Here is a 25818-nt window from a genome sequence, read left to right as displayed (position 1 = left end):
ACCGTCATGCCTGTTCGTGCTGCCGGTGTTCGTGACGGTGTCCGATCCTGTCCGTCGGTACGTCACGCCATGCGGCGGCACGGCTTGAGTCATGAATGGCTTCCACCAGCGTCTGGATACGCAGGCCCGCGCGGAAGTTGAACGGTTCGGGCTGATTGCCGGCCAGTGCATCCAGATAGCGTGCGACTTCTATCGCCTTGAGGTCATTGAACCCAAGCTGATGCCCCGGTGCCACGCAGAACAGCCCGTAGGGTGCATGGTCCGGGCCGGCTTCAATACGGCGGAACCCCTTGCGGCCCCGCGCATCGGCGGTCGAGAAGAAATGCAGTTCATTGAACCGCTGCTGGCTGAAGGCCAGCGCGCCCTTCGTGCCATAAACCTCGAAATCATGCTGCATGGTGCGCCCGGTCGCGATCCAGTTTCCTTCGACCGAACCTGTCGCCCCGTTCTCGAAACGCAGGAAGGCTCGGCCGATATCGTCCACCTGCACCGCGCGGGTACCCCCTTTCCCGTCCGGCCGTGACCCGATTACCGTGACACAGTCACCCATGACCTGCGTAATCGCGCCTGCTGCCGGTCCCATCAGGAATTCGGCGGTGGCCAGCGCATGGCTGCCGATATCGGCCAACGCACCGCCCCCCACCGGGTCCAGGCGGAAGGTGAAGGGGGATGCGGCATCCGCCATATAGTCTTCCGCATGCAGGCCGCGGTACCCACGGATTTCACCCAGTTCGCCCGCCGCGATCATCTCGCGTGCCAGCGCGAACATGGGGTTGCACAGGTAGTTGAAGCCGACCTGTGTCTTCACACCCCGCGCCTCCGCCGCTTCGGCCATTTCACGCGCATCCGCGGCAAGGGGGGCCAGGGGTTTTTCACAATAGACGTGCTTGCCCTCCGCTATGGCAGCAAGCGCCATTTCCTTGTGCAGGGCGTTGGGGGCGGTGATGTTGATCACGTCGATGTCGGGATCGGCCACAAGGGCGCGCCAGTCATCCGTCCACCGGGCAAACCCCAGCGCGCCGGCCGCCCGTGCCGCCGCGTCTTCCGAAATATCGGCCAGGCACGCCAGTTCCGGCTGGAACGGCAGGTCGAATACCTTCGATGCGGTTGAATAGCCAAAAGCATGGGTCCGGCCCATGAAACCGCTGCCAATCAGGCCGATACGCAGCTTACGTCTGGTCATTTGACGAATTCCCTGTTCACGATAAGGGCGGGATCAAGTGTGCCCGCAAAGAAATCCAGAACATTCTGCACGCAGCCGACCGCCATGCGCTCCGCCGCCTGTGCGGTCAGCCCGGCGACATGGGGCGTCAGGATGACACGATCCAGATCGATCAATGGATTGTGGGCGGAAGGTGGTTCGGGGTCGAATACATCCACCCCAGCCGCCGCGACATGCCCGTTCACGATGGCCGTGGCCAGCGCGGCCTCATCCACCACGCCGCCACGTGCGGTATTGACGATGATCGCACCCGGCCTGACGTGGCGCAGTTCGGCCGCGCCAATCAACGGCTGGTCCCCCTTCGGCACGTTGACCGAGATGATATCGGCCCATTCCAGCCCGTCGTACAGATCCGCCACCTCGCCCACCGGGCCTGCGGGCCATTTTCCCCTGGCGGACAGGTAGGGATCATAGGCGCGGATCTTCATGCCAAAGCCCGCAGCCATGGTGGCAAGATGCTGCCCGGTGCGCCCATACCCCAGTATCAGCAGCCGCCTGCCCCCTACCTCGCCCGCCATAAGCCGGTTGCGCCACTCCCACTGCCCCTGACGCACGGACCGGTCCGCCTGGAGCAGATGCTTGGCGCAGGCGAGTATGAGGGTCATTGCGTGCTCGGCGACGGACACCGCATTGACATTCCCCACGACACACAGGGTAATGCCGCGCCGGTCCAGCGCGGGCAGGTCAATGCCGTCATAGCCCACGCCATGCCGGGACACGACCCTGAGCCGCGACGCCTTTTCCACCGTTGCGGCCGAAAGCGGCTGGGTGCGCAGGATCAGGGCATCGGCACGGGAAACAAGGGGGGCGTAGCTGTCCTCCGATATCTCCTCGACATAGTCATAGGTCACACCGGGAGCATGGTCGAGCAGCGCAAGACCCGCAGAATGCAGGCGCCCCGCGACCAGTATGTGGGGCATCAGTACGCCCCTCCCTGCATCACCGTCACGCTGTCGCGGCTGACAAGCCTGCGGAACTGCGCGACACTGGCACCCGCAGCCGCGGCCAGCAGGCGGGAATCCCCCGACACGGTGGTCATGTTGAACCCCCAGCCAATGGCGCGCGCGGCATATTCCGGCGTGCCACAATGAAGGGCGGCACGAATGCCACTGTCCTGACAGGCGGCAATGATCTCGTGCAGCCGGTCGATCATCTCCGCCTCCTCCCGGTCGAAACCGGGGGACAGACGTCCACCTGCAAGGCTGAGCGTCAGGTCGGCAGGCCCGACATAAATGCCATCAAGCCCCGGGGTCGCGGCAATTTCAGCCAGATTGTCCATGCCCTGCTGCGTCTCGATCATGGCGAAGGCGAGGAGTTCGTCATTGGCCTGGCTGGCGTAATTGCTGCCTGCTGCGAATGCAACGCGCGTCGGGCCAAAACTGCGCTGTCCATAGGGGGGATAGCGGACATAGCTTACGAATTCGGCCGCCTGTGCCGCCGTATTCACCATGGGGCAGATAATGCCATACGCGCCGGCGTCGAGCATTTTCATGATGATGCCGGGCTCCAGCCAGGGAACCCGTGCCATGGGCACGACGCCCGATGCACGCATGGCCTGCATCATGGGCAGCGCACCGGAATAATCCAGCGCACCATGCTGCACATCTATCGTGACGGAATCATACCCCTGGGCTGCCATGATTTCAGCGGTGAAGGGGTTGCCGATGGAACACCAGCCATTGAGCGTGGGTTTCCCCTCGGCCCAGAGCTGCTTGAGGCGATTGGGGATCATGTCAGAATACCACCTGTGCCAGTTTTACATCCAGATAATCAAGAATGCCCTCGCTGCCCCCTTCCCGGCCCATGCCGGAAAAACGGGTGCCCCCGAAGGGTGCTTCCGCCGCAGCAAGGGCCGTGGAATTGATACCGACCATACCCGCCTGCAGTTCGGCCACCGTGCGGCGCGCACGCGCGGGCGAACGGGTAAAGGCATACGCCGCAAGCCCCATGTCGGATGCATTGGCACGGGTCAGGACTTCATCATCACTTGAAAAACGGGTAATGGCGGCAATCGGCCCGAAATTTTCATCCGCCATCACACGCATGTCATCCGTGACATCGGTCAGGACCGTCGGTTCATAGAAATAGCCGCTATTGAACCCCGGTGGCCGCTGGCCGCCTGTCATCACTTTCGCGCCACCGGCCACGGCATCGGCAACAATGGTTTCCATTTCCGCCAGACGGTGCGCGTTGATCAGCGGGCCCATGCCCACACCGTCATCCAGCCCGTTCCCCAGCCTGATCGCCTTCGCGCGGGTCACGAACCCTTCAACAAACGCGTCATGCAGGCGGTCATGGATAAAGAAACGGTCAGGCGCCACGCAGACCTGGCCCGTATTGGCGAATTTGGCCTGTGCCGCCGTATTCAGGGCCATATCCAGATCGGCATCATCATAAACGATAAGCGGGGCATTCCCGCCCAGTTCCATCGACACCTTTTTCATCGTATCTGCCGCGTCACGGATCATCTGCTGACCGACACGCGTGGACCCGGTCAGCGAAACCTTGCGCACGATCCCGGATGCCATGATCGGCCTGTAGGTCGCATCCGTGGAGCCTACGACCAGATTGACAGTGCCCGGCGGCAGGTTGCCCGCGCGGCAGCAGGCAATCATGACCATCGCGGTGCCCGGTGTCTGCGAAGACGGGCGGGCAATGACCGGACAGCCCGCCGCCAGCGCGGGCGCCAGCTTGCGCGCCAGCAGGGATGCAGGAAAATTCCACGCCGTAAACGCCGCGACGACGCCAACCGGTTCATGGCTGACTTCGAAACGGCCAGACGGGACACGGCTTTCGATAATGCGCCCGTAGATACGGCGTGCTTCTTCGGCATACCAGCGGAACTGGTCAATACTCAGCCCCCATTCACGACGTGCCTGCACCAGCGGCTTGCCTGTCTCGCTGGAAATCATCCGGGCGGCTTCCTCCGTGCGGCGGATCATTTCATTGGCAATCGCATGCAGGGCTTCGGCGCGGTCATGGGCGGGCGTGGTCGACCATCGCGCCAGCGCACCATGCGCCGCATCAATGGCCGCCTGCGTATCCGCGGCACCCGCACTGGGCACGTCGCCAAGCGGACTTTCCGATACGGGACTTATGACCGGCTCGGTTTTTCCTTCCGATGCCTGACGCCATGCGCCGTCAATAAACAACCCGAAATTCGTGTACATTATTGGGTCCCCATTATTCTTTTGACACGACATATGGCGATTGACCTGATCGCCCCTTCTGTTGACGGCAGGCGGACCGGCATGCATCCCGCAGGTAAAACTGCCCACCAGTCCGTCCTGGCCCTGTTGTCCGGCACATATCCGTCGGCCGTGCCGGTACCGGGACCGTCCTTTCCGCGCAGTCGGTGGCGGTTTGGCCATCCACCGCGCCACTGCTGGCACCGGGACACCTGAACACAGATGAACAGTCGTGGTCGTGACATGATGGTGTCATGAACCGTGCAAGCGTTGCGGCGTTCATCACCGGCACACCATCTGTCCCCTGCGTCCACATGACGGCGTCCCCGGTCATCGGGATGGGTCAGCAGGTTCTTTTCTTCCTTTTTTTGTATTTGCAATTAATGTTGCGTGTTTATTGTGTTGTCAACATCTATTGCGTTTGGATATGGTGGCCATAACCCGTCAAGGGAGGAAACAAAAATGACACAGGCGACAATCCGCCTCACGACCGCACAGGCCATCGTGCACTGGCTGGTCAATCAGTTCACGGAAATCGAAGGTCAGCGCGTTCCGCTTTTTCCCGGTGTCTTCGGCATTTTTGGCCATGGCAACGTCAGTTGCCTGTCCGAAGCACTCGAGGCCGTGCAGGACAGGCTGCCCACATGGCGCGGACAGAATGAACAGTCCATGGCGCTGGCCGCAACAGGTTTTGCCAAAGCCCGGCGGCGGCGGCAGATCATGGTTGCCGCGTCCTCCATCGGGCCGGGCGCGCTGAATATGGTGACAGCCGCCGGCACCGCGCATGCGAATCGCCTGCCGCTGCTGCTGCTGGCGGGCGATACCTTCGCCACGCGCCTGCCCGACCCCGTCCTGCAGCAGGTCGAACATTTCAGTAATCCCACAATAACGGTCAATGATGCATTCCGCGCCGTGACCCGGTACTGGGACCGGATCATGCACCCGGCACAGATCCTGTCATCCCTGCCACAGGCTACGGCAACAATGCTTGATCCGGGCGATTGCGGGCCGGCCTTTGTATCCCTGCCACAAGATGTGCAGGAAATCGCCTTTGATTATCCCGTTACCTTCTTTGAAGAAAAACTATGGGTCATTCCCCGCCCGCGGCCGGACCGCCGCAGGCTGGCGCAGGCGGTGGACCTGCTGAAAACGGCCAGAAAGCCGCTGCTGATCGCAGGCGGCGGGGTGCGGTATTCACAGGCAGAGGAGGCCGTCGCCGCATTCGCGCTAAAACGCGGCATCCCGATCGTGGAAACGATCGCGGGCAAGGGCAGTGTAACACATTACCATGAAGCGCATGCGGGGCCGATCGGCATTATCGGCTCCACCTCGGCCAACGCTCTGGCGGGAGATGCCGATGTGATCGTGGCGATCGGCACGCGGCTGCAGGATTTCACCACCGGGTCATGGACGCTGTTCAGCCAGACGGCACGGTTCATTTCCATCAACACCGCCCGGTTTGACGCGGTCAAGCACCGTGCACTGGCGGTTGTGGGCGACGCGCTGGAAACCATGACCGAATTCGACGCGCTGCTGGGGGACTGGACGGCGGACCCGCGACAGATGCAGCGTGCCAGGCACCTGTTTGGTGAATGGGACGACCTGCTGACAAAACTGCAGGCCCCCACGAATGCGCCCGTTCCGACCTATGCGCAGGTCGTGCATGCGGTCAATGACGCGGCAGGGGAATGCGACACCATCATTACCGCCGCAGGCGGCCTGCCGGGCGAAGTGTGCAAGGGCTGGCGGGTCAAGGCCCCCAATACCTTTGACCTTGAATTCGGCTTTTCATGCATGGGGTACGAAATCGCGGCGGGCTGGGGCCACGCCATGGCCAACGAGGGACCGGGCGGGACAGGCGGCACGCCCATCGTCATGATTGGTGACGGCACTTACATGATGATGAACTCCGACATCTATTCCACCGTGCTGACGGGCCACAAGATGATTGTCGTGGTCTGTGACAATGGTGGCTTCGCGGTCATCAACCGCCTGCAGCAGGCCAAGGGCGTGCCCGGTTTCAACAACCTGCTGGTTGACTGCCACGTGCAGCATCCCGACCGGCCGCTGCATGTCGATTTTGTCAAACATGCCGAATCCATGGGCGCGCTGGGCCGCAGGTGCGACAGCATGGCCGAACTGGCCGCGGCCCTCGAATGGGCAAAAACCACGGACCGGACCACCATCCTTGCCATCACCACGGACGCCCATGCCTGGACGCCGGGCGATGCGGACTGGGATGTGGGGGTGCCGGAGGTCTCGACCCGCGCATCGGTACAGGCGGCAAGAAAACAACAGGAAGAAATCCGCGCGAAACAGCGTGTGGGAGTGTAATGGCCATGAAGGCAAAACTGGGTATCGCGCCGATTGCATGGTGGAATGACGACCTTGCGGAACTGTCAGACGATGTCAGCCTGGAGGAATGCCTGCGTCAGGCCAGTGAGGCGGGCTTTACCGGCATGGAAACCGGACGCCGCTTTCCCATGGACATGAACGAACTGGGGCCAATCCTGAAACGCTACGGCATTTCGGTGTGCGGGGGATGGTTTTCGGGCCTGCTGCTGGATGGGGACATGGAAGCGGAGAAGGACCGTATCCGTGCCCAGATGGATTTTTTCATCGCCGCCCGCGCACCGTGCATTGTCTACGGCGAAACCGCGCGGTCGATCCAGGGAATCCGCTCCGCACCACTCACGACCAAGCCGCGCCTGTCGGAAGAGGACATACGGATCTATGGCCGCAGGATGACGGCCTTTGCCGAATGGTGCGCCGATGAAGGCATGCCCCTTGCCTATCACCACCACATGGCTGCCCCGATCGAGACCGAGGCCGAACTTGACCTGCTGATGAAGCATTCGGGTCCGGCGCTGCACCTGCTGTTTGATACCGGGCACATGTATTTCGCGGGGGGCAACCTGCTGCGGGTAATCGACAGACACCATGCCCGCATAAGCCACGTACACACCAAGGATGTGCGCAACGCTGTCATCGACAGCCTTGACCGCAGCAGCGAAAGCTTCCTTGACGCGGTCGTAAAGGGTGCCTTTACCGTGCCGGGGGACGGGTCGATCGATTTCCTGCCCATTATCGAACGCCTTGCATCCTATGGCTATGAAGGCTGGTTTGTGGTGGAAGCCGAGCAGGACCCGGCCCTCAACCCGCCGCTGGACATGGCGCGCAAGGGACATGCCGCCCTGCTGCAGCTTATGGCGCAGGCGGAATACAGGGTGGCGTCATGAACCGGATGGATGACAGGGTATGCGTGGTTACGGGCGCCACGCAGGGCCTTGGGGCGGCCATTGCGCGCCGCCTTGCCGCGGCGGGTGCCGCGGGCATTGCCATTACGGGACGGAGCGAGGCACGCGGCACGGCAGTCGCGCGCGAGATTTCGGACAGTTGCGGCGTGCCCGCCATCTTCATCCGCGCCGATCTTGAATCGGTCGCGGACTGCCAGGCGGTAATCGCCCGGACACATGACCACTTTGGCCATGTGCATGTGCTGGTGAACGCCGGGGCACTGACGCAGCGGGGCACCATACTGGATACCGACCCCGACCTGTTTGACCGCATTTTCGCGACCAACGTGCGCGGGCCGTATTTCCTGATGCAGGCAGCGATCAGGCATATGATCCGCGACGGGATTGAAGGGGCAATCTGTAATATCGGCTCCATTTCCGCCCTGTCGGGACAGCCGTTCATCAGTGCCTACTGCGCGTCCAAGGGCGCGCTGGCCACGCTGACCGCAAATACGGCCTTTTCCGTCATGGGCAACCGGATCCGTGTCAACCAGCTTAATATCGGCTGGATGGCATCGGATAAGGAATGCGAAATCCAGATGGCCGAGACGAACGATCCCGACTGGATGGAAAAGGCGGCGGCAAAGCTTCCGTTCGGACGACTTGTCGCACCCGAGGAAGCGGCCCGTGCCGTGAACTTCCTTGTTTCGGATGATGCTGGTCTCATGACCGGCGCGATCGTGAATTTCGATCAGTCCGTCTGGGGGGCGACCGCCCGCAGCATGCCCACGCCGGACGGGCCGATGCGCTGGCCAGCCTGACAAAGCAGCGTATGACATTTCCCGCAGGTCATCGGGACATTTGTGAGGGTGCTTTTTTCAAAGTGGTTCCGGTCAGGGACGTATTTTCAGGTGGCCCGTCACTTCTGTGTTGCGACCGGGATCCGGGGCTTGCGGGATTCATTTTGCAACCGTGATGCCAGCGCCACGACCAGCGCCTGTGTCAGGCACATGGGCGCAGCCAGCGAGCGCGAAAACGTATATTCATGTTCCGGCACGGAAAACAGCACATCCGCGTTGCGCGCCAGGGGGGACAGGGTACTGTCGCTGATCGCCACCACCGGAATGTTCCGGGTAACGGTTTCCTCCACGATATTGACGACCTCACTGGCATAAAAGCGGAATGAAACCGCAAACAGCATGTCTGTCGGCAGCATCACCCGGGCCATATGGGTGGCAAGGCCACCCGCCGCATCAAGCAGCACCGCGCGTTTTCCAAGCATGGTCAGCATATAGCGCAGCAGTTCAACCACAGGTGCGGAACGTAGCTGACCGATCAGGTAAATCGTATCGGCCTGTTCCATAAGGTCAACCGCCCGGACGATCTGTTGTGCGGTTACATTGGTCAGCAGTTCCTGCAATGATGAGATATCGCGCACGATCAGGTCACGCATGAATCCCATCTCGCTCCGGTCCTCACGCGTATCAAGTTCCTCCTCCAGCGCCCTGACACGTGCGCTGAACCCAAGGGCCGCCGTGGACAGGCGATGACGGAATATGGTCTGCAGATCCCTGTACCCCTGATACCCGAAAGACTGCGCAAACCTGACGCAGCCCGACGCATGCACGCCGCATTTCCCGGCGGCGACATGGACCGAATCAACGGCCACATCATTCGGGTTCTGCGTCATGTACAGGGCGATTTTCTGGTAGGAATTGCTCAGCCGGGCATATCGGTCATGGATGACACGGATCAGTTCCTCATACGTGGCGGGGGGAACCTGTGTGGTCGCCGCCTGCTTCTTTTCCGATACCTTCATCGTTTCCTGACCATCCATCCTGAACGACATGACCCGGACCGGTTCCCCTGGCCCAACGTTTCCACCACCCGCACGGGGGGACAGTTCCGCGCGCAGGCCACCCCATGATCGCACCACTCTCCGTTACGGAAGGAGCGGCATGGCATGATGACACGTTCCGCACCCGCCGCCCGTTCGCGTCACGACCGGGCAGCATGCCCACCCTGCCCTGACGGCACACGATTGTTCCGGTTCCATCGTAACGCGGATGGCCGATAGTGCAACTCACCTGCCATGGCCGACCGCCGCGCGGCTTATCCCCGAAAGGCGGGCAGGACAGCCGCAATCGCCCGTTTCCGCCCTGCCCCTGAACGCAGGGCATGACCGGGCGGAAAGACGATCCGGAACGCATCGTCCCTCGCTCCCGCATGACCCAACACCATCGTGTGACCGCCCGCTTTTCCGATTGCGCGGCTTTCCCCCCGGTCTGCATCATGGCGCCTGTCCGCAGCAGGGAATGATGCACGCAATGGATATGAACAGGGTCATGCAGCATGCCATTATCGCAGGTGGACTGTTCATGAGTTCCCCGGCCTGCGCACAGGGCCATGTGGTCCTGATGCCCAAGCTGGACTGGACCACGGCCGCGCATCTGGCGATGGAGGCCGTAGCGGCCTGCGCCGGACAGGGATATTCCGTGACCGCCACCGTCGTGGACACGACCGGCCACCAGCAGGCTGTCATCAAGGGGGACAGTGTTCCGCTGCAGTCCCTGTCGGTGTCCTATCGCAAGGCCTATACGGCCTATTCCTATGGCCTTGCCTTCAACATGAACACCACGAGCGAACTGATCGCCGCCAAGGTCACGGGGCCGGCCAATGGTGCGCTCAATACCATTCCGGAAGTACTGTTCGTGCCTGGGGGCGTCACGCTGCGTCGGGCATCGGATCAGACCGTGCTGGGGGGCATTGGCGTATCGGGCGCGCCCGGTGGGGAAAAGGACGAAGCCTGTGCGCAGGCGGCGGTCACGAAATTCCGCGGTGATTTCCGTTAGGGACACGCGCCGCCACAATCAGGCAGTAGCACGCTGCACTATTTCCATGCCCGGCTATGCCAACTGATGGGCTCGGCGCAATGACCTATCGGCCCGGGGTCATATCACTCAGTTGCACTGCGAAAGTTGGGCGGAAAGCCGGGCGTGGGGCCATTTACGGCCCCCTTGAAATAACGGCAGCGATCCAGTCCCGCAAAATGCACGAGACCGGGCGGCCAAGAAAGCCTGCCCCCCGTTCCCGTGCCTGACAAGCATGCACACCATTACGCCACCCCACCGCAGGCCCGCCATGGCGGCACGTTACGGGACATGGGCGTGCAGATTGCATCGACGTCCCGCAACCGCATGCCCGGGCCTGACATGCGGCTGTGGGGCAATGTACGTAACAGATCTAGCCGGGCTGAATATCGATCCTGCGTTCGGTCGGCTTGGCCGGTTCGCGGCGCGGTAGTGTGACCTTCAGCACCCCATCTTTGATACGGGCGGTGATTTTATCCTCATCCACGCCTTCCGGCAGATTGAAATGCTCGGAAAACGCACCGAAGCTGCGGGTGGAGACATGCATCTTGTGGTCGGTTTCCGCCATGGGGCTTTTTTTCTCGCCCGAAATGCTCAGCACGCCATTACTGGCATTAAGCGTGATGTCCTTTTCGGAGCAGCCGGGTAATTCAATATAGATATGGTATCCTGTCGCGTCCTCGGTAATATCGGTGGCCCCGATACGGCCCGACCCGAACGTGTCGGGTGCACGATAATCATCAATCAGCCTGCCCACCTGACGCTGCAGTACGGCAAACGGGTCTGCCACCCGCGCCGTGGTCGCACGGACCGGGGTTGCAACAAATGTCGGTCGAGCAATCATGGTCATTCTCCTGAATTACGTAACCGGGGCGGCCCGTTTGGGGATATGCCCGCCCTTTGCTGCGAATTCTGGAACCGATAACCGCCCCCGACAGTGACACAGGTCAAACCTGCCATGCGGCCTGCTCCATACAGGGCTGACATTTACTTTATCGAAACAAAATCAGCGCAGACCTATGCCAATTCTGACGAGGAACAGCATAATGCAGGGCAGTATTGCATCAATAAATAGCCTTCCGCACTTCTGTATAGCGCCAGACGGGGTATAACCTGCCGGGTCCGTTATAACATGCGGCAACCCGCACCGGGTTCAACCAGAATGGAACATATGCATGTCAGTTGAAAGCACGCTTCGTGACGCCATCCAGAAAAAGGTCGTTGTCGGCTTTACCTTCGATGGCAAGAACTACATTGGCTCCCCCCACGCGCTGGGTGAGCGCGACGGCACGACACAGGTCATGATCTACCGTGGCGAGGACGCCCATGAAAAGCGCGTGCCCCCCATGGGCGAATGGAGCGTGCTGCCGCTGGCCAACATCAGCGACATCCGCCTGCTACCGGGCGAAGCCTTCCATGTCGGCCACCCCGACGCCAAGGCTGAAAAGGACCTGCACAAGATCACGCTACGCGTCGCGTAAACCGACCGGATGCCCTGCCTGACCGGGTGGGGCATTTGCCCCGCGTCCGTGCAGGCGGCTGGTCAGCATCCCCGGCGGGCGACAAGATCCAGCAGGGCTTCCGCCGCCGGGCTGCGGTACCGTTCCTTGTGCCGCAATCCATAGAACGACCGGGTGCCCAACGCCTGTGGCACGGCGTGCAGCGTGCCGGCCTGCAACGCGGGCGCGACCACCAGCGATGACAGCGCGCCAATGCCGGCCCCGGCCTCGATCGCGGTCCGTACGCCTTCGTTGGATGGCAGTACAAGACTGACATTCAGGTCCGCCGGATCAATCCCCAGCTGGCGCAGGCTGTCTTCCAGCGTGGCGCGGGTGCCAGATCCGGGCTCGCGCATGACCCAGCTTGCGGCACGCAGCCAGTGCGTATCCACCACGCCGGGCAGGCAGGGATCAGCCTGTATGATGGTCAGGCGATCCGTCCCGACCGGCCACTGCGCCAGGGCCGGATCATCCACAATCGCCTCGACAATACCCAGATCCACATCCCCATCGCGGACGCGCGTTGCGGCTTCTTCCGTATTGGTGATCGCCAGTTCGATCGCAATATGCGGATATGCGCGCCGGAAAGCCACCAGTGTCACGGGCAGCCAGTATGCCGCGATGGTCTGGCTGGCGACAACACGCAGCGTACCGCGCTTCAGCCCGCTGAATTCCTCCAGTACGTTTTCCGCTACGGCGGCACGGGCAAGGACCGCGCGGGCTTCCGGCAGGAACAGCCGGCCGGCCTCCGTCAGCCGGATACCACGCCCGACACGATGAAACAGCTTCACGCCATGTCGTTCTTCCAACGTGGCGATGGCCGCGGATACGGCAGACTGGGTCACGTTCAGGGCACGACTGGCGGCCGTAACGTGTTCACGTTCCGCGACAGCGATAAAAAGACGGAGCTGTTCCAGGGTCATGCACCGCGCATAACACAACCAATCATGATTTTCGATTGGAATAAGAAAAACTATGAGTTGGAATGATGTAACGCGCTCCTCCTACCCTGCCGGGAGAAAGGAAGAGTATCGTGACAACATTGCTTCACGTTCCGTTTCGCCAGATGCAGCGGACCCGGCCCCACTGGATACGGCAGGTGCCGGGTATCGGGCTGTGCCTTGCGATAACGGGCTTCGCCTGCTTGCTGGAACGCATGGAGGTGCGTGTGCTGGGAAAAGCATGGCTGGAAAGCCTGAATCTTGCCCTGCTGGCTGGTGTCGCCTGCCGCGCCATGCGCAATCCCGGCCCGGCATGGACGCCGGGTATCCGGTTGTGTTCACGCACGCTGCTGAATATTGCCATTGTCCTGCTGGGGGCATCGTTCAGCCTTGATGCCGTCCTGTCCGTCGGGCCGTGGGTGCTGACCGCCGTCACCGGCATGGTGATCCTCAGCCTGACCTTTACATGCTGTATCGGGCGGATATGCGGACTGGATACCAGCCGGACCCTGCTGGTGGCCTGTGGCAATTCCATCTGCGGCAATTCCGCCATCATGGCGGCGGCCCCCGTCATTCAGGCCCGCGATAAAGACGTCGGCACCACCATTGCGTTCACCGCGGCTGGCGGGCTGGTGGTGGTCATCGGGCTTGCGCTGTCTGGTCCGCTGCTGGACATGGGGGCGTGGGCGCATGGCGCACTGGCGGGGCTGACCGTTTATGCCGTGCCGCAGGTGGTGGCCGCGACCGCGCCGTTTGGCCCTGCGGCAGTCCATATCGGCATGCTGGTCAAACTGGTACGGGTGCTGATGCTCGGGCCTGTCTGCGTCGTGCTGTCCATACTGACCGCGCGGTCCGGCCGCGGCATGACCGGTGGTGGGCACGGGACCGGGGTGCGTGCCCCTGCCCGTCTGGTGCCGTGGTATATCACGGGCTTCATGGGCATGATGGTCGTGCGTTCCCTGAACCTTGTGCCGCCGGGCATTGTGGAACCGCTTGGCCATGTCACAACCGTGCTGACCGTTCTGGCGATGGCGGCGCTGGGGCTGAGTGTCGACATACGCTCCGTCATGGGGGCAGGGCGGCCGCTGGCCCTGACCGTCATGCTGTCGCTGTGCGGTCTGGTGGGTGCGAGTATGGTGCTGGTGCGGGTCGCATTCCATGGCTGAACGGATGCTTCAGAATATTCATCGATAAAAAATACATATTTCAGTCAATTCGATTTTTTGAAAAGGCCGGGTGTCCTGTCCCATCCGGAAAGGTCTGACCGGAAACGTCTTCATTCTTTCGGAACCCGATCCTCTGCGCCTGTCCGGAACGGACCTTGATCCCGATCCGGTCGGGCACCGGTTTTGGAATTGACGGAGCTTTTTTTTCAAATTAAACGAAACGGGTTCGTTCATTTAAATGAAGCGAATATGTCATATCCATTTTCGTACTGGACACACCATGATCTGCTTCAGGCATCTGGGCCTTCTGGCTCTTGCAGGCTTTCTTGCCAGTCATGGCACGGCCCACGCACAGACAGGATGTGCAGATACGGACGCATGGATTGACATGTCCGCCCATCAGGTTGGCGCAGGGATCGGTTACCTGTGGGGACAGGGCACATTACATGACGGCACGAATCACTATCGTTTCCGCGTGCGCGGCGGCGGCGCGCTGAACATTGGCGGCATAGCCCTGTCGGGTCGGGGCTGCGTGCGCAACCTTGCGCGGGTGCAGGATTTCAACGGCACCTATTGGACCGCAGGGGGCTCTGCCACAATCCACCATGGCACGACGGGTGTTGTCATGGAAAATGCCCGTGGCGTTGATATCAACCTGCATGCACAGACCCGTGGCGCGCAGCTGTCGGGTCAGGTGGGGCGGCTGTCCTTCCGCCTGCTTGATCCCATCCATTCATGATGGCCGCCTGAACGAAATCGTTATCCCGGCAGGGCGATGCCGGGTTTCCCACCTGCTGCGGGGCATGCCCGCACCCGTCGGTACGGTCGGACCGGCATGTGCCGGCAGCCACTTTGCCCTACCCTCGCCATAAAACAGGCTTATGCTGTGTTTTCCGCTGAACGGGTCCCACAACATACCGCAGGTCTGGCGCCAGACATATGCTGCGAGAGGATGCCAGCACGGGAAACCGTCCGGTTCTTTACGGGTTTCATGCCATCCGCCCCCCTGTTCAGGCGGCGTGTTCCCGGCATCGGGCATTTATATGCATATTGCGATACGAAACAGTATCGTATATATAATTCATGCTAACCAGTCCGTTCTCCGCATGGTTCAGCGGAGATGGATCGGTTCAACAGCGTGGTGCGCGTGGACCCCCTATGGCCACTACGTCATGAATGATTACGATAGAGAAACCGATTGTCATAATGTTCAGTAGTTTCAAACTGACCGATGCGGAACGCGAGGCGCTGAATGCGATCTCGACCCGGATACACCGGCCGGCAAAGCGCCGTGTCTACACACAGGGTGAACCGGGAAATCACATCTATCGTATCCGTTCCGGCGCCGTGCGTCTGGAACATCACATGAAAGACGGACGCAACCAGATTTTCGCCTTTTTATGGGCGGATGACATGTTTGGCACGCTGGAAGGTGGGATGTACCACACGTCCGCCATCACGCTGGTGGACACCTACCTGTTCCAGATTTCGTGTTCCGCGCTGAAAGGACTGGTAGAGGTGTATCCCCGCATCCAGGCGCTGTTCTTACAGCAGGCACTGGACTACGCCAAAACGGCAGAGCGCCACCTGCTGCTGGCGACCTGTCCACTTGTGATCAAAAGGCTGGCGGGGTTCCTGCTGGAATGCACCCGGCAGAAGGATTTTTTTGACCGGCAGTCCAATATCCTGACACTGGCCATGGACCGTAAGGATATTGCCGACTATCTGGGCTTTGCCATTGAAACCACCAGCCGCACCCTGAAGGAACTGGAGGATATGGGCCTGATCCAGCGACTGTCCTCCCAGCGGATCAAAATCGACCGCGACAGGATCGGGGCCTTCGTCTGAACACCCCGTTTCAGCCATCAGGCTGCGGGACGGTCGCGCGATACGGTCCGCAATGTATCAGTCCCGCCACGGCAGAGGCACAAAGCGCGGCAATGCCTCGATCCGTTCCAGCCATGCCCTGACATGCAGGTAGGGTTCAAGGGAAACGCCCCCTTCCGGGGCATGGGCGGTGTATCCATAACAGGCAAGATCGGCCAGCGTGGGACAGGCTGCCGCCAGATACGCACGGCCATCCAGCCAGCGATCCATGAAGGTCAGCAGTCCTGCCGCCCGCGCGCGTGCATCCGCCGGTTCGCCTGCCTTGCCAAACAACGCCACCATGCGGGCTGCTGCCGGTCCCTGCCGCAGTTCACCCGCCGCAATCGACAGCCACCGCTGCACATGTGCCGCGCCGACCGCATCATCCGGCAGCCAGTGCGTGCCGGCACCATAGGCTTTCGCCAGATACACAAGAATGGCGTTGCTGTCCGCCAGCACCAGGTCCCCATCACGCAGGACCGGAACCTGCCCCAGCGGATTCAGGCGCAGCAGTTCGGGCGCGGATGCATCCACAACCTCGAAGCGGTATTCAAGGTCCAGCATGGACAGCAGCAGCCGGACGCGATGCACATGGCCCGATAACGGCATGCCGTAAAGTATGATCATCTGAATCCTTTCAGTTTCATGCCACCCTGGCCCCATAGGGCAGACGGCACGACGGTATCTTGAACAGTGATGCAATGAAACGGTGGCATGAACCGGCTATAGTGCACCTGCGGGTCATATCCGTCATCCATCCCGTCCGACCAACCATGGGACGTTGATATTTGGGGGAGCAACATGATGGAGCGACGTTCGTTCAATTCCATCCTTGCCGGGCTGGGCCTTTCACTTGGCGCAGGCCGTGTGCAGGCTGCCGGGGCGACACCAGCGCGGACCGAAAGCTTTGTCCTGCGGGCCAATGGCTGGGTTCCCAACAACCCGAAGCTGCCGGTCATCATCTACCGCAACGTCCTGCCCCCTTCCGGCGACGACCCTGCAGCCGTGTTCGAAGCGATGTTCCAGCATAATGGCTGGCCGCCGCAATGGCGCAACGGTGTCTATTCCTTCCACCATTACCACACCATGGGGCACGAGGTTCTGGGCTTTTATGGCGGTCAGGCCCGGCTGATGCTGGGTGGGCCGGATGCGCGGGTGGTTGATGTCCGGGCCGGGGACATTGTCCTGCTTCCCGCCGGAACGGGACATATGAAGCTGTCCGGCAGTGCTGATTTCGCGGTGGTGGGCGCGTATCCGCCAGGGCAGGATTTCGACATCGTGCGCAGCGCCCCCGATGGCGTGCAGCGGGCAAGGCTGGCGTCCCTGCCCTTTCCCCGTTCCGACCCGGTCATGGGGGCGCAGGGACCGATGGTGCGGGCGTGGCCTGACTGACCGCGTGTCCGGCGGTAGCGATCATGCGCGCCCAGCCCCGCACGGGCCATGTGGTTTTACGGCGGCGCTCACCCCCGTCCTGTCGATGCCTGCGGATCGTGCAGATGCCGCCGCCGCTCCCGCCTTTCCCGTATGGCAAGGCGTTCAAAGCTGATACGCTGTCGGATCCAGTTCAGCATGCCCGACAGGGTCACGACGATAATGCCCGCAATCGTCCAGTTATCCAGCGGCTGGTGAAACAAGAAGTAGCTGAACGCCACGGCCCATAACATCTGGCTGTACTGCGGCAGGGCAACCCGGTTGGCCGGTGCGCGGGCTGTCGCCATCATCATCAGCAACTGCCCCAGCGCCGCCAGAAACCCGTAACCGAACAGGAACAGCCAGGTCTTCAGCCCATGCGGCCAGTGCGCATGCGCCAGCATAAGCAGGCCATCGCCCACCAGCGGGCCAAACAGGCTGGACCCGAACAGCGACAGCCGCGGCGTATCATTACCCGCCAGCCGGTAGGCAATGACCCCCACAGCATTGGCCACCGCCGCGATCACCGCGCACAGATGCCCCAGATGCAGCTCCCGCATGCCCGGCCGCAGCACAATCAGCACACCGATGAAACCCAGAATAACGGACAGCCATGCCCAGCCAGACACCTTTTCATGCAGCAGCGTGACCGACAGGACCGTCACGAAAAACGGCATGAGAAACATGAGCGAAAGCGCCTCGGGCATCGGCAGCAGCATGAAGGCTTCGACACTGGCGGCGGTGGAGGCAAAGGTGGCGACCGCCCGCACCAGCCACATGCCCGGTCGCTGGGGGGAGAAAATGTCACGGTAGGATTCGTCCGGCCTGCGGATGAACGGAATGATCAGGAAACCGAATATTCCGCCCGAAAAAGCGACCTCGAAGGGGTCAAGCTGACCGGCCAGCAGCTTGGAATACGCATCACTGATCGAAAACGAGGAAAACGCGGCAAAGGCCAGCATCATACCCGATGTAAGGAAAGACATGTTCATCTGCACTGCCTGTAGCCAAAGGACATATAGTTATGGATGCAAAAGAAGCCGCCACCCATACCGGATGGGACGGCCTGATATGCTGCCGGGTTACCTGTTTTAAATATCACGATAAAACAGGATGTCGCCCCTTTAATGAACGGGAGCAGGCCTGACCGGATCAGGGGGCGGAATGACGACATAATCCGGCGATGGCCGCGTCCGGTCATGAACGGCCGCGATAATATCACCCATGATGCGGTCCGCCGTCATGAGCCGGTAATGGATCGGGTCCCAGAACATGTCACGGTTATCGACAATCGGGCCGGGAATATCGAAATCGATCACCAGCGTATTGGGCATATGTCCCGCCAAGGACGCCACATAACGGTGGCAGGCGGCGAACATGCTGTCATACATCGACCCCTGCGGGTTATGCCGTATGGCCTGTACCGGCGGGAACCAGACAATGCGCAATGTGGTGTCGGGCACGGCATGCAGGACCAGCGGCAGGTATGCCTGCATGACGGGGGCGGCTGCGACACCACCCGATGGCGGACGCATGTGGTCCGGTCCCCAGTGCACAAACAGCCTGTCGGCGCGCGCACGGGTATAGGTACTGTCCGCACCGACGAAGCTGGTGTAGCCATCGGCCCCGTAATGGTCATGGCGCAGGCCGATCTGCAGCATGAACTGGTTGACCGCTTCCTGCAGCGCATACAGGTTAGCCATCTGCAGGTAACCCATCCATGGCGTCCCCCGATACATCCAGTCAGGCCACGGTTCGGGGTTCAGGGGGACCTGCTTGGGACCATACAGGCACCATGAACGGTCAATGTCCACCATCATGACCTTCGGGTCCGGATGGTGGCGCAGGAATTCACGCAGCAGGCGATACTGTTCATGCGGCTGGGCATTGTTCATCGACATGTTCAGGAAATGCGCGTTGAGCGGGCCGTCCAGCACCGCCGGCTGCATCAACCGGCCCGTGGATGTCCCCAGCATGACGGAATCAAAACGCCCGTCGCGCGCCAGCATGGGCATGGTGAACCGCGCATTGCCCGTGACCGGCCACCGGTGCAGGGGCAACGACAGCGGCAGTCCACCCCATGGGTCAACCAGTACCACGAACAGATAAAGAGCCCCGCCAGCAGCCCCGATTGTGGCCAGAAATATACTGCAGAACCGATACCAAATATTTTTCTTGTATATCCGCACCGATCCATCAGCTTCGAACACAGGGTTGACGGGCCCCAGAAATCATTATTCCCCGTCTGGCACAACCCGCCCGGCAGGCGACCGGGTCCGGTCACCCCCACCTTTCGCTGCGTTGCCAATGCCGGTATCGTGGCCGCGCCAGTCTGGACAGGACGCGGGCACAGGGAAATGGAAATACAACGCGATGGATGAAGCCTTCTGGCATGCCAAATGGCAGCACAACGAAATCGGTTTTCACGAACCACAACCCAACCCGCTGCTGACCAATCATTTCGCGGCACTGCATCTGCCTGCGGGGGCACGGGTCTTTGTGCCGTTATGTGGGAAAAGCCGAGATATCCACTGGCTGCTGGAACGCGGGTATCAGGTGGTCGGCATTGAACTGAGTCCTATTGCCGTCACACAGCTTTTTGCCGAACTTGATCTGACGCCGCGCATCTCCACCGTCGGGCAGCTGCAGCGGTTTGAGGCTGCGGGGCTATGTGTTTTCGTCGGCAATATCTTCGACCTGACACGTGAAGAACTGGGGCCGGTCGATGCCGTATATGACCGCGCGGCGCTGATTGCCCTGCCTGCCCTCGTCCGCGCGCAATACGCCGTGCATCTGGTGTCCATTACCCGGGCCGCCCCAGAACTTGTGGTCTGCATGGAATATGACCAGTCCCGCAAGGCGGGCCCACCATTTTGCGTCGATGAACAGGCGCTACGGCACTATTATGCCCAGACGTTCGGTCTGACCTGCATGGCCCGCCAACCCATACCGGGCGGCCTGAAGGGCGTCTGCCCGGCGGTGGAAAGCGTATGGATCATGATGCCGCGTGACGGTATGCGCACAAAAGCGTAACCCCGATGTTCCTGCCCGCGTGCCTGCGGGCAGGTCGCGCAAATTCTGGAATCCATATTTTCTGATCAGCCATTGCGGGTATTATCAATCTCCGTACTGTCTTGTGAGTGATCTATTTAATTACGGCAGGGCATTAAAAACACATCATCAACTGAACTTAATTTTTTACATGATACGAGGAAACACGCTCTCGGATTTCATGTATGTCAAGGCAACGACTTCCAAATCTTACTTATAATTTCTGGTTTTTCCCGGACAAAAGTTTCAGACAGCCTAAATATACAGGTCCCTGAACTTTCCCATGCCATGCACGTTCAGCCCGCACCAATACGGGAGGCCACAGATGCGTCATGCCAGCAGGATTTTCGCCACCCTTGTCATCCTGTCAGTCGCGGGATGTCACCACCATGCCCATGATCGTCCTGACATCGACCAGAACCTGGCGGATGATTACCGCAATCCCCACCAGCACTGGAGCCGCGGTCCCCATACCGACCACTGACCACCAGTAAACGTCGCGCCATCAGGCAACGTGCAGGAAATACTCCAGCGTCTCCAGAAACGCCTGTGGCGCCTGCGCATGCACCCAATGTCCTGCATCCGGTATGACGTCCAGTCGATAATGCGGAAAAAGCCTGCGCATGGCAGGATAGTTGTCCGGCTGGATATAATGGGACCGTCCCCCGGCCACAAACAGGGTTGGCCCGTCATAGTGAACGCCGGGCAGCACGTCAGGCCAGCCGATAATCGCTGGCATCGAGGCCGCTATGTCCTTCAGCCCGATCGTCCAGTGTGGCTTTTCCCCCAGTTCCAGGTTCATCAGCATGAGGTCACGCACGGGCTTTTCAGAAATGACCTGACCCAGCCATGATTCCGCCCCTGCCCGGTCAAGGAAATCCGGCAGGGGAAGTGCCGCAAGCTTCCGTGCCAGTTGGTGGGATTGCGAAAAACCGCCCTCGCCCGGCGCAATATCCACTACCATCAGCGAATGCACGTCTGCAGGAAAGCTGAGCGCAAGCATCATGGCGGTCTTGCCCCCCATTGAATGCCCCACCACGGTCGCGGGCAATGCGCCATGGGTGGCCAGTGTTTCGCACACATCCGCCGCAAGGGACGGATAATCCATGGGGCCATGTGGGCTCTGCCCATGGTTGCGCAGGTCCAGCGCCAGCGTGCGGCGGGTTGCGGCAATGCGGCGCTGGAAAAAGCCGAAATTGCGCGCCCGCCCGAACAGTCCATGCAGGAATACAACGGGTGGCAGGGACAGGTCACCGTTTTCAGGACCAAGTTCGATGGTATTGAGCAGCATGGGGTCGTACGCTCCGGTTTCTGCGGCAGATGTCGGGGCATATTAGGCGGGTCGGGCCTGCCAGGCTTTTCATAAGATTGTGGGGTCCACGCGATGCCGCAGGTCGGTGTCGTCCTGCCGCGCCATATCGTGGGCTGATGTAAAACAAACACACGGCTTTTATTTGTAAAAAATTTTACAAGTCCGGTGAAACCAGCGTTAACTTTACATTTTATTACAGTTGACAAATTGTGCGGGATCGCAAGGTCACCCCCAATCTGTTGTCATGCAGCTTCTGTAGGGTGATCCCATGAGCCTGAATTTACACGCCAATTACCGGCGCGATATTGATGGACTGCGTGCAATCGCGGTCACCGCCGTGGTGCTTTTCCATGCCAATCTTTACCCCGTGCAGTCCGGATTTGTCGGGGTGGATATATTCTTCGTTATTTCCGGTTTCCTGATCGGCGGCATCGTTTACAGGGATGTCAGCCTGGGCACATTCAGTTTCCTTGGGTTTTACGCCCGCCGGGCCCGGCGTATCCTGCCCGCGCTCATGGTCACTGTCACCTGTGTCATGCTGCTCGGGCTGTTACTTTCAAGCCCGACGGAATTACGTCAGAACAGTCTGGGGGCCATTAGCGCGCTACTTGGATGGTCGAACGTCCTGCTATGGAAACAGATCAGTTACTTTTCCCCCGATGCGCACCTCAATCCATTCCTCATGACGTGGTCCCTGGGGGTGGAGGAACAGTTCTATCTGTTCTTTCCCGTGCTGATACTTGCGTTTCGCCAGTTGCGGGGGATTTATGTGCTCTGCATGCTTGGTGCGCTGTGCATCGGGTCGTTGTGCATTGCCCAGATCGGCGTGGGCCGGTGGCCTGCCGCCGCGTTCTACCTGCTGCCCACGCGGGCGTGGGAACTGGGCATGGGCACATTCCTTGCTGTGGCAAAATCAAATTATACTTTGTCCTTTCCCCGCCCCGTCAATCATTTCATTGGTTGGATGGGGCTTTTTCTTATCGGGCTGTCCATATTCGTATTTGACGAACATACGCCGTTTCCGGGTATCGCGGCGCTGCTGCCTGTCGGTGGCACGCTGGCGCTGCTGCTGTCCGATGGCAGCTTTGTCAACCGCGCCATCCTGTCCACGCGGCCATTCATATGGATCGGGCGCATATCCTATTCATGGTACCTGTGGCACTGGCCGCTCATGGCGTTCATCTGGGTGTGTTCGCCCCAGCCGCCCGCGCCACTGCTGCTGCTTGGGGCGGGGATCGTATCACTGTTTCCGGCCGTGCTGTCATGGCGCTACATCGAACAGCCCTTCCGCCGTGGCGGCGGGGCGGATGGTGGCGTCGTCCTCCGGTACGGTGGGGCGCTGGCGCTGGGTGTCGGCATGCTGGCGACCGTTTATGTCGCCGATGGACTGCCCCGGCGTTTTGACCGCAGCCTGATGCTGACGGAACTGGTGCTGGCGGAAGGACGGGGGGAAGCCTGCCTGGCCAATTACGGGGTATCCGAACCCAATGTGTCCCCGCGCTGCGTGCATGATGCGGGACGGCCGCGCATCGCCCTGCTGGGTGACAGCCACGCATCGGCACTTGCTGCATCGCTGTCGCATCTGGCCGATCAGGCGGGATTTGATTTCGTTCAGTTTACCAAATCGTCCTGCCCCCCGTTACTGGGGACCACACGCCTCATGCCGTCCCATCCGGGACATGCCGCACAGTGCGCGCTTTACAATGACCGGGCCTTCGCTGCCGTCATGCGCGACCCGCGTGTTCAGACGGTCGTGCTGGCGGGTTACTGGGCCGCCCCTTTCGCAGCTGACGCCGGGGGGGATGCCTATATCGACCCACGCGACAGGATGAACCACGGCGTGGCAGCCAGCCTTGCGCGGCTGGATGTCGCGGTACGTACCACAACACAGGTGCTGGCCCGCGCGCACAAGCATGTCATCATATTGGGGGATGTGCCGCAGTTCCGCTTTGATCCCGCACGCGAAGCCGTTACGGCGTTCATGCCCGTGCGCCAGCATGTCGAGCATATGCTGGACCCGTCATTCCTGACTGCGGGGGATATCGCCCCGGTCCCGCTGCTATCCGTCCCCGGACAGCCCATTGCCGACACCATGCGCCAAGCGGTGGCGGACACGACGGATGTGACCTATTTTTCCCTTGCGGACGGGTTGTGTTCGCCAGCCGGGTGCAAATTCCGCACGGGGAATGACCCGTTTTATGTAGACCAGCAGCATCTGTCGCGCGGCGGGGCCGATTTTCTGCTGGCGCGGATAGACGGCCTGCTCCCCGTCACGGGGGACAACGTCGCCCGGATTGCCACGCAGCCCCCCATCCCCACGGCGCCGATGCCTCTGTCCGCTGCGACGCAGGTGGCCATTCACTGATGGGCCGAGCCGGAATCCACTGACAAAAACCCTACCAACATTCCGGATGCCGTCCTTGTTCCCTGGGGCGGCATGCCTATCCCGCAAGCTTCCCCGGACATCGCCTTTTTGAAAGAAGGGACACCCGAAAGCTTTTCAGCCTTCTTCCTCGGCTGGGGTCAGCGCGCGGGGGAAAGCGGCGGGATTGAGCATGGCCACGATCATGCCCAGCAACACCATGGCGCAGGATAGCGGGGTCAGGAGGGCAAATCCCCCGTTGGACAGTACCTCTCCCCCTACGGCCGATCCCAGCAATATGCCCATGTTGCACGCAGCATTGATCGCCGCCCCCGCGACATCAGGCCGCGTGGCGCGCGCCCGGATCGCACCGGACATGACAAAGGGCACGACGGCGGAATATCCGATACACCACAGGCCCACCGCCGCCACGGCCATCCAGCCCGACAGGATATGCCCGTACATAAGCCCCATGCCCACCAGCATGGCCAGCCCGCTGCCCAACAGCCCGGCGGCGGGCCAGCGGTCCACCACCAGCCCCGCCGCCCACAGGCCAAGGATGCTGAACCCGCCCGTCATCAGCAGCGCGATGCTGAGTGTCCCGGTTGACAGCCCATGCGCCAGCAGCAGCGGCGTGATGTATGTGTACAGCAGGTGATGGGCAAAGAAGAACACCGCATCCACTACCACGACAACAAGGAATATCCGCATCGCCCGCTGGCCTGCCATTGCCGGCAACCCTTCCCTGACCTGCACTGGTGACGAGACCGGCGGCAGGAAAAACCCAATGCAGATCGTCAGCACCACCGCCAGCACGGTCATGATACCCATGGCCATGCGCCAGCCAACCATGTGCCCGATGGCCGCAGCCCCCGGCACACCCAGCACCATGCCCAGCGACGTCCCGCCATATACGAACGAAATGGCACGTCCCGTCATGTTTTGCGGCACCAGCCGCGCGGCATAGGCCGCCGCGATCGACATGAGCAGCGCATGCGCCAGCCCCCCGATCAGGCGACCGGCACACAGGATAAGGAAGGTCGGCGCCACGGTCACCGCCAGGTTGGATGCGACGTAACCCAGCAGGGACAGAACGACCAGCCGCTTGCGGTCGATATGCGCCGTCATGATCGTAAGGGGTATCGCCGCGATCATGACCATCAACGCAAAGGCACTGACGGCCAGCCCGGCCTGACCTTCGCGGATATGGAAGGCCTGCGCCATCTCGATCAGGATGCCGACAGGGGCGACCTCACTGGTCAGGGCGGTAAAGGTGCAGGCAAACAGGGCAAACAGCCCGACCACGGCGCCCGGAGGAAGGGTTTTGAACAGCATGATCACCTGCTTTGAATGGCGTCCGTGTCATGACGCCGGTTTTCCGCTGCCTTGTGGCACTTTCCACATCCGGATGGAATAGACGTATTTCGCGTTTCAGCGCACCGGAAGATACAAAATGTTCACAAGGCGGATCGCCATGGAAAAAGCAGGCGGGACCCCTCGTCCCGATCCAGTCCAATATGCTGTTTTTTAATAATATCTACGAAAAAACCCCAAAGGCATTCAGCCGTCGCGCCCGCGGGGGCCGGCCGTTATTCCGGACACAGTGCCCCACCACCATGCCATGCGGGCAACAATGGATGACTGCGATGTTGGCACGGCTTACCGGGAGCAGCGGGAGCATGGACATCATGCCGT

Annotated in this window: 24 protein-coding genes; 12 read left to right on the top strand and 12 right to left on the bottom strand. The window is 61.0% G+C overall.

Annotated features, from left to right (window positions below):
• Positions 1-4: 4 nt before the first annotated feature.
• The 4 genes from HNO79_RS07705 to HNO79_RS07690 are packed head-to-tail and all read right to left on the bottom strand — an operon-like array spanning position 5 to position 4392.
• A complete protein-coding gene (locus HNO79_RS07705) occupies positions 5-1183 on the bottom strand; it encodes a Gfo/Idh/MocA family protein (protein WP_200409013.1) in 1179 nt (392 codons plus the stop codon).
• Positions 1180-2142 (bottom strand): hydroxyacid dehydrogenase, encoded by a 963-nt coding sequence (locus HNO79_RS07700; RefSeq protein WP_214165113.1) that lies wholly within the window; start codon positions 2140-2142, stop codon positions 1180-1182. The genes HNO79_RS07705 and HNO79_RS07700 overlap by 4 nt, the downstream gene beginning before the upstream one ends.
• Positions 2142-2954: an HpcH/HpaI aldolase family protein gene (locus HNO79_RS07695; protein ID WP_048855896.1), complete on the bottom strand. Its 813-nt coding sequence runs from the start codon at positions 2952-2954 to the stop codon at positions 2142-2144. Before HNO79_RS07695 ends, HNO79_RS07700 begins: the two co-directional genes overlap by 1 nt.
• Position 2955: 1 nt before the next feature.
• Positions 2956-4392 carry an NAD-dependent succinate-semialdehyde dehydrogenase gene (locus HNO79_RS07690; RefSeq protein WP_214165112.1) on the bottom strand — a complete coding sequence of 479 codons (1437 nt, stop codon included), beginning with the start codon at positions 4390-4392 and terminating at the stop codon, positions 2956-2958.
• A 480-nt stretch (positions 4393-4872) separates the two neighbouring features.
• Between HNO79_RS07690 and iolD the strand changes: the two genes are divergently transcribed.
• Genes iolD through HNO79_RS07675 form a run of 3 tightly spaced genes read left to right on the top strand, consistent with a single transcriptional unit; the run spans position 4873 to position 8467 of the window.
• Positions 4873-6744, top strand: a complete 1872-nt coding sequence (gene iolD / locus HNO79_RS07685) for a 3D-(3,5/4)-trihydroxycyclohexane-1,2-dione acylhydrolase (decyclizing) (RefSeq protein WP_214165111.1) — start codon at positions 4873-4875, stop codon at positions 6742-6744.
• Between the two features lie 5 nt (positions 6745-6749).
• A complete protein-coding gene (gene iolE, locus HNO79_RS07680; RefSeq protein ID WP_214165110.1) occupies positions 6750-7649 on the top strand; it encodes a myo-inosose-2 dehydratase in 900 nt (299 codons plus the stop codon).
• Positions 7646-8467 (top strand): SDR family oxidoreductase, encoded by an 822-nt coding sequence (locus HNO79_RS07675; RefSeq protein WP_214165109.1) that lies wholly within the window; start codon positions 7646-7648, stop codon positions 8465-8467. The genes iolE and HNO79_RS07675 overlap by 4 nt, the downstream gene beginning before the upstream one ends.
• A 98-nt stretch (positions 8468-8565) precedes the next feature.
• Here HNO79_RS07675 and HNO79_RS07670 read toward each other — a convergent pair whose 3' ends face one another.
• Positions 8566-9495 (bottom strand): MurR/RpiR family transcriptional regulator, encoded by a 930-nt coding sequence (locus HNO79_RS07670; protein WP_244987469.1) that lies wholly within the window; start codon positions 9493-9495, stop codon positions 8566-8568.
• A gap of 484 nt (positions 9496-9979) precedes the next feature.
• Here HNO79_RS07670 and HNO79_RS07665 point away from each other — a divergent pair, with 484 nt between their 5' ends.
• Complete coding sequence (locus HNO79_RS07665; RefSeq protein WP_048855950.1) at positions 9980-10498, top strand: GlcG/HbpS family heme-binding protein; 519 nt, start codon at positions 9980-9982, stop codon at positions 10496-10498.
• 391 nt (positions 10499-10889) lie between these two features.
• On the opposite strand, the gene HNO79_RS07660 is transcribed toward HNO79_RS07665, so the two are convergent.
• The gene (locus tag HNO79_RS07660; RefSeq protein WP_244987468.1) at positions 10890-11360 is read right to left on the bottom strand and encodes an Hsp20/alpha crystallin family protein; all 471 of its coding nucleotides are present in this window, start codon (positions 11358-11360) and stop codon (positions 10890-10892) included.
• A 331-nt stretch (positions 11361-11691) separates the two neighbouring features.
• Between HNO79_RS07660 and HNO79_RS07655 the strand changes: the two genes are divergently transcribed.
• Positions 11692-11997 carry a hypothetical protein gene (locus HNO79_RS07655; RefSeq protein WP_010513292.1) on the top strand — a complete coding sequence of 102 codons (306 nt, stop codon included), beginning with the start codon at positions 11692-11694 and terminating at the stop codon, positions 11995-11997.
• Positions 11998-12059: 62 nt separating this feature from the next.
• Here HNO79_RS07655 and HNO79_RS07650 read toward each other — a convergent pair whose 3' ends face one another.
• Positions 12060-12938 carry a LysR family transcriptional regulator gene (locus HNO79_RS07650; protein WP_200409006.1) on the bottom strand — a complete coding sequence of 293 codons (879 nt, stop codon included), beginning with the start codon at positions 12936-12938 and terminating at the stop codon, positions 12060-12062.
• A gap of 143 nt (positions 12939-13081) precedes the next feature.
• Between HNO79_RS07650 and HNO79_RS07645 the strand changes: the two genes are divergently transcribed.
• The 3 genes from HNO79_RS07645 (at position 13082) to HNO79_RS07635 (ending at position 15970) form a co-directional block, all read left to right on the top strand.
• Positions 13082-14122 (top strand): YeiH family protein, encoded by a 1041-nt coding sequence (locus tag HNO79_RS07645; protein WP_408885675.1) that lies wholly within the window; start codon positions 13082-13084, stop codon positions 14120-14122.
• Between the two features lie 280 nt (positions 14123-14402).
• A complete protein-coding gene (locus tag HNO79_RS07640) occupies positions 14403-14861 on the top strand; it encodes a hypothetical protein (RefSeq protein WP_214165106.1) in 459 nt (152 codons plus the stop codon).
• Between the two features lie 467 nt (positions 14862-15328).
• Positions 15329-15970: a Crp/Fnr family transcriptional regulator gene (locus tag HNO79_RS07635; RefSeq protein WP_048855952.1), complete on the top strand. Its 642-nt coding sequence runs from the start codon at positions 15329-15331 to the stop codon at positions 15968-15970.
• Between the two features lie 57 nt (positions 15971-16027).
• Here HNO79_RS07635 and HNO79_RS07630 read toward each other — a convergent pair whose 3' ends face one another.
• A complete protein-coding gene (locus HNO79_RS07630; protein ID WP_214165105.1) occupies positions 16028-16615 on the bottom strand; it encodes a glutathione S-transferase family protein in 588 nt (195 codons plus the stop codon).
• 177 nt (positions 16616-16792) lie between these two features.
• Here HNO79_RS07630 and HNO79_RS07625 point away from each other — a divergent pair, with 177 nt between their 5' ends.
• On the top strand, positions 16793-17380 hold the full coding sequence (locus HNO79_RS07625; RefSeq protein WP_048855953.1) for a cupin: 588 nt from the start codon (positions 16793-16795) through the stop codon (positions 17378-17380).
• Between the two features lie 68 nt (positions 17381-17448).
• On the opposite strand, the gene HNO79_RS07620 is transcribed toward HNO79_RS07625, so the two are convergent.
• A complete protein-coding gene (locus tag HNO79_RS07620; protein WP_214165104.1) occupies positions 17449-18390 on the bottom strand; it encodes a DMT family transporter in 942 nt (313 codons plus the stop codon).
• Positions 18391-18522: 132 nt separating this feature from the next.
• Positions 18523-19497, bottom strand: a complete 975-nt coding sequence (locus HNO79_RS17240) for a hypothetical protein (RefSeq protein WP_244987467.1) — start codon at positions 19495-19497, stop codon at positions 18523-18525.
• Positions 19498-19771: 274 nt separating this feature from the next.
• Here HNO79_RS17240 and tmpT point away from each other — a divergent pair, with 274 nt between their 5' ends.
• Together tmpT and HNO79_RS07605 are read left to right on the top strand one after the other, a co-directional pair.
• Positions 19772-20431, top strand: coding sequence for a thiopurine S-methyltransferase (gene tmpT, locus HNO79_RS07610; RefSeq protein ID WP_214165103.1), 660 nt, complete (start codon positions 19772-19774; stop codon positions 20429-20431).
• A 343-nt stretch (positions 20432-20774) separates the two neighbouring features.
• Entirely contained in the window at positions 20775-20933 is a 159-nt protein-coding gene (locus HNO79_RS07605) for a hypothetical protein (RefSeq protein ID WP_214165102.1), read from the top strand.
• Positions 20934-20954: 21 nt separating this feature from the next.
• Here HNO79_RS07605 and HNO79_RS07600 read toward each other — a convergent pair whose 3' ends face one another.
• Entirely contained in the window at positions 20955-21740 is a 786-nt protein-coding gene (locus tag HNO79_RS07600; protein ID WP_214165101.1) for an alpha/beta fold hydrolase, read from the bottom strand.
• 289 nt (positions 21741-22029) lie between these two features.
• Between HNO79_RS07600 and HNO79_RS07595 the strand changes: the two genes are divergently transcribed.
• The gene (locus tag HNO79_RS07595) at positions 22030-24126 is read left to right on the top strand and encodes an acyltransferase family protein (RefSeq protein WP_214165100.1); all 2097 of its coding nucleotides are present in this window, start codon (positions 22030-22032) and stop codon (positions 24124-24126) included.
• Positions 24127-24261: 135 nt separating this feature from the next.
• Here HNO79_RS07595 and HNO79_RS07590 read toward each other — a convergent pair whose 3' ends face one another.
• Positions 24262-25458, bottom strand: coding sequence for an MFS transporter (locus HNO79_RS07590; protein WP_214165099.1), 1197 nt, complete (start codon positions 25456-25458; stop codon positions 24262-24264).
• Positions 25459-25818 lie beyond the last annotated feature (360 nt).

Origin of the sequence: Komagataeibacter oboediens, from assembly GCF_018491655.1 — a bacterium.
Lineage (GTDB): Bacteria > Pseudomonadota > Alphaproteobacteria > Acetobacterales > Acetobacteraceae > Komagataeibacter > Komagataeibacter oboediens.
The sequence above is the reverse complement of the archived record's forward strand: the minus strand, read 5'-3'. Positions and strand labels throughout refer to the sequence as shown.

Excerpts from the sequence above, each read along its gene's own strand:
- iolD (WP_214165111.1), top strand. The coding sequence starts at position 4,873 with ATGACACAGGCGACAATCCGCCTCACGACCGCACAGGCCATCGTGCAC.
- HNO79_RS07590 (WP_214165099.1), bottom strand. The coding sequence starts at position 25,458 with ATGCTGTTCAAAACCCTTCCTCCGGGCGCCGTGGTCGGGCTGTTTGCC.
- HNO79_RS07630 (WP_214165105.1), bottom strand. The coding sequence starts at position 16,615 with ATGATCATACTTTACGGCATGCCGTTATCGGGCCATGTGCATCGCGTC.
- HNO79_RS07655 (WP_010513292.1), top strand. The coding sequence starts at position 11,692 with ATGTCAGTTGAAAGCACGCTTCGTGACGCCATCCAGAAAAAGGTCGTT.
- HNO79_RS07690 (WP_214165112.1), bottom strand. The coding sequence starts at position 4,392 with ATGTACACGAATTTCGGGTTGTTTATTGACGGCGCATGGCGTCAGGCA.
- HNO79_RS07660 (WP_244987468.1), bottom strand. The coding sequence starts at position 11,360 with ATGATTGCTCGACCGACATTTGTTGCAACCCCGGTCCGTGCGACCACG.
- HNO79_RS07620 (WP_214165104.1), bottom strand. The coding sequence starts at position 18,390 with ATGAACATGTCTTTCCTTACATCGGGTATGATGCTGGCCTTTGCCGCG.
- HNO79_RS07600 (WP_214165101.1), bottom strand. The coding sequence starts at position 21,740 with ATGCTGCTCAATACCATCGAACTTGGTCCTGAAAACGGTGACCTGTCC.
- tmpT (WP_214165103.1), top strand. The coding sequence starts at position 19,772 with ATGGATGAAGCCTTCTGGCATGCCAAATGGCAGCACAACGAAATCGGT.
- HNO79_RS07635 (WP_048855952.1), top strand. The coding sequence starts at position 15,329 with ATGTTCAGTAGTTTCAAACTGACCGATGCGGAACGCGAGGCGCTGAAT.
- HNO79_RS07675 (WP_214165109.1), top strand. The coding sequence starts at position 7,646 with ATGAACCGGATGGATGACAGGGTATGCGTGGTTACGGGCGCCACGCAG.
- HNO79_RS07640 (WP_214165106.1), top strand. The coding sequence starts at position 14,403 with ATGATCTGCTTCAGGCATCTGGGCCTTCTGGCTCTTGCAGGCTTTCTT.
- iolE (WP_214165110.1), top strand. The coding sequence starts at position 6,750 with ATGAAGGCAAAACTGGGTATCGCGCCGATTGCATGGTGGAATGACGAC.
- HNO79_RS07595 (WP_214165100.1), top strand. The coding sequence starts at position 22,030 with ATGAGCCTGAATTTACACGCCAATTACCGGCGCGATATTGATGGACTG.
- HNO79_RS07700 (WP_214165113.1), bottom strand. The coding sequence starts at position 2,142 with ATGCCCCACATACTGGTCGCGGGGCGCCTGCATTCTGCGGGTCTTGCG.
- HNO79_RS07705 (WP_200409013.1), bottom strand. The coding sequence starts at position 1,183 with ATGACCAGACGTAAGCTGCGTATCGGCCTGATTGGCAGCGGTTTCATG.
- HNO79_RS07665 (WP_048855950.1), top strand. The coding sequence starts at position 9,980 with ATGAACAGGGTCATGCAGCATGCCATTATCGCAGGTGGACTGTTCATG.
- HNO79_RS07605 (WP_214165102.1), top strand. The coding sequence starts at position 20,775 with ATGCGTCATGCCAGCAGGATTTTCGCCACCCTTGTCATCCTGTCAGTC.
- HNO79_RS07650 (WP_200409006.1), bottom strand. The coding sequence starts at position 12,938 with ATGACCCTGGAACAGCTCCGTCTTTTTATCGCTGTCGCGGAACGTGAA.
- HNO79_RS07625 (WP_048855953.1), top strand. The coding sequence starts at position 16,793 with ATGGAGCGACGTTCGTTCAATTCCATCCTTGCCGGGCTGGGCCTTTCA.
- HNO79_RS07670 (WP_244987469.1), bottom strand. The coding sequence starts at position 9,495 with ATGTCGTTCAGGATGGATGGTCAGGAAACGATGAAGGTATCGGAAAAG.
- HNO79_RS07695 (WP_048855896.1), bottom strand. The coding sequence starts at position 2,954 with ATGATCCCCAATCGCCTCAAGCAGCTCTGGGCCGAGGGGAAACCCACG.
- HNO79_RS07645 (WP_408885675.1), top strand. The coding sequence starts at position 13,082 with ATGCAGCGGACCCGGCCCCACTGGATACGGCAGGTGCCGGGTATCGGG.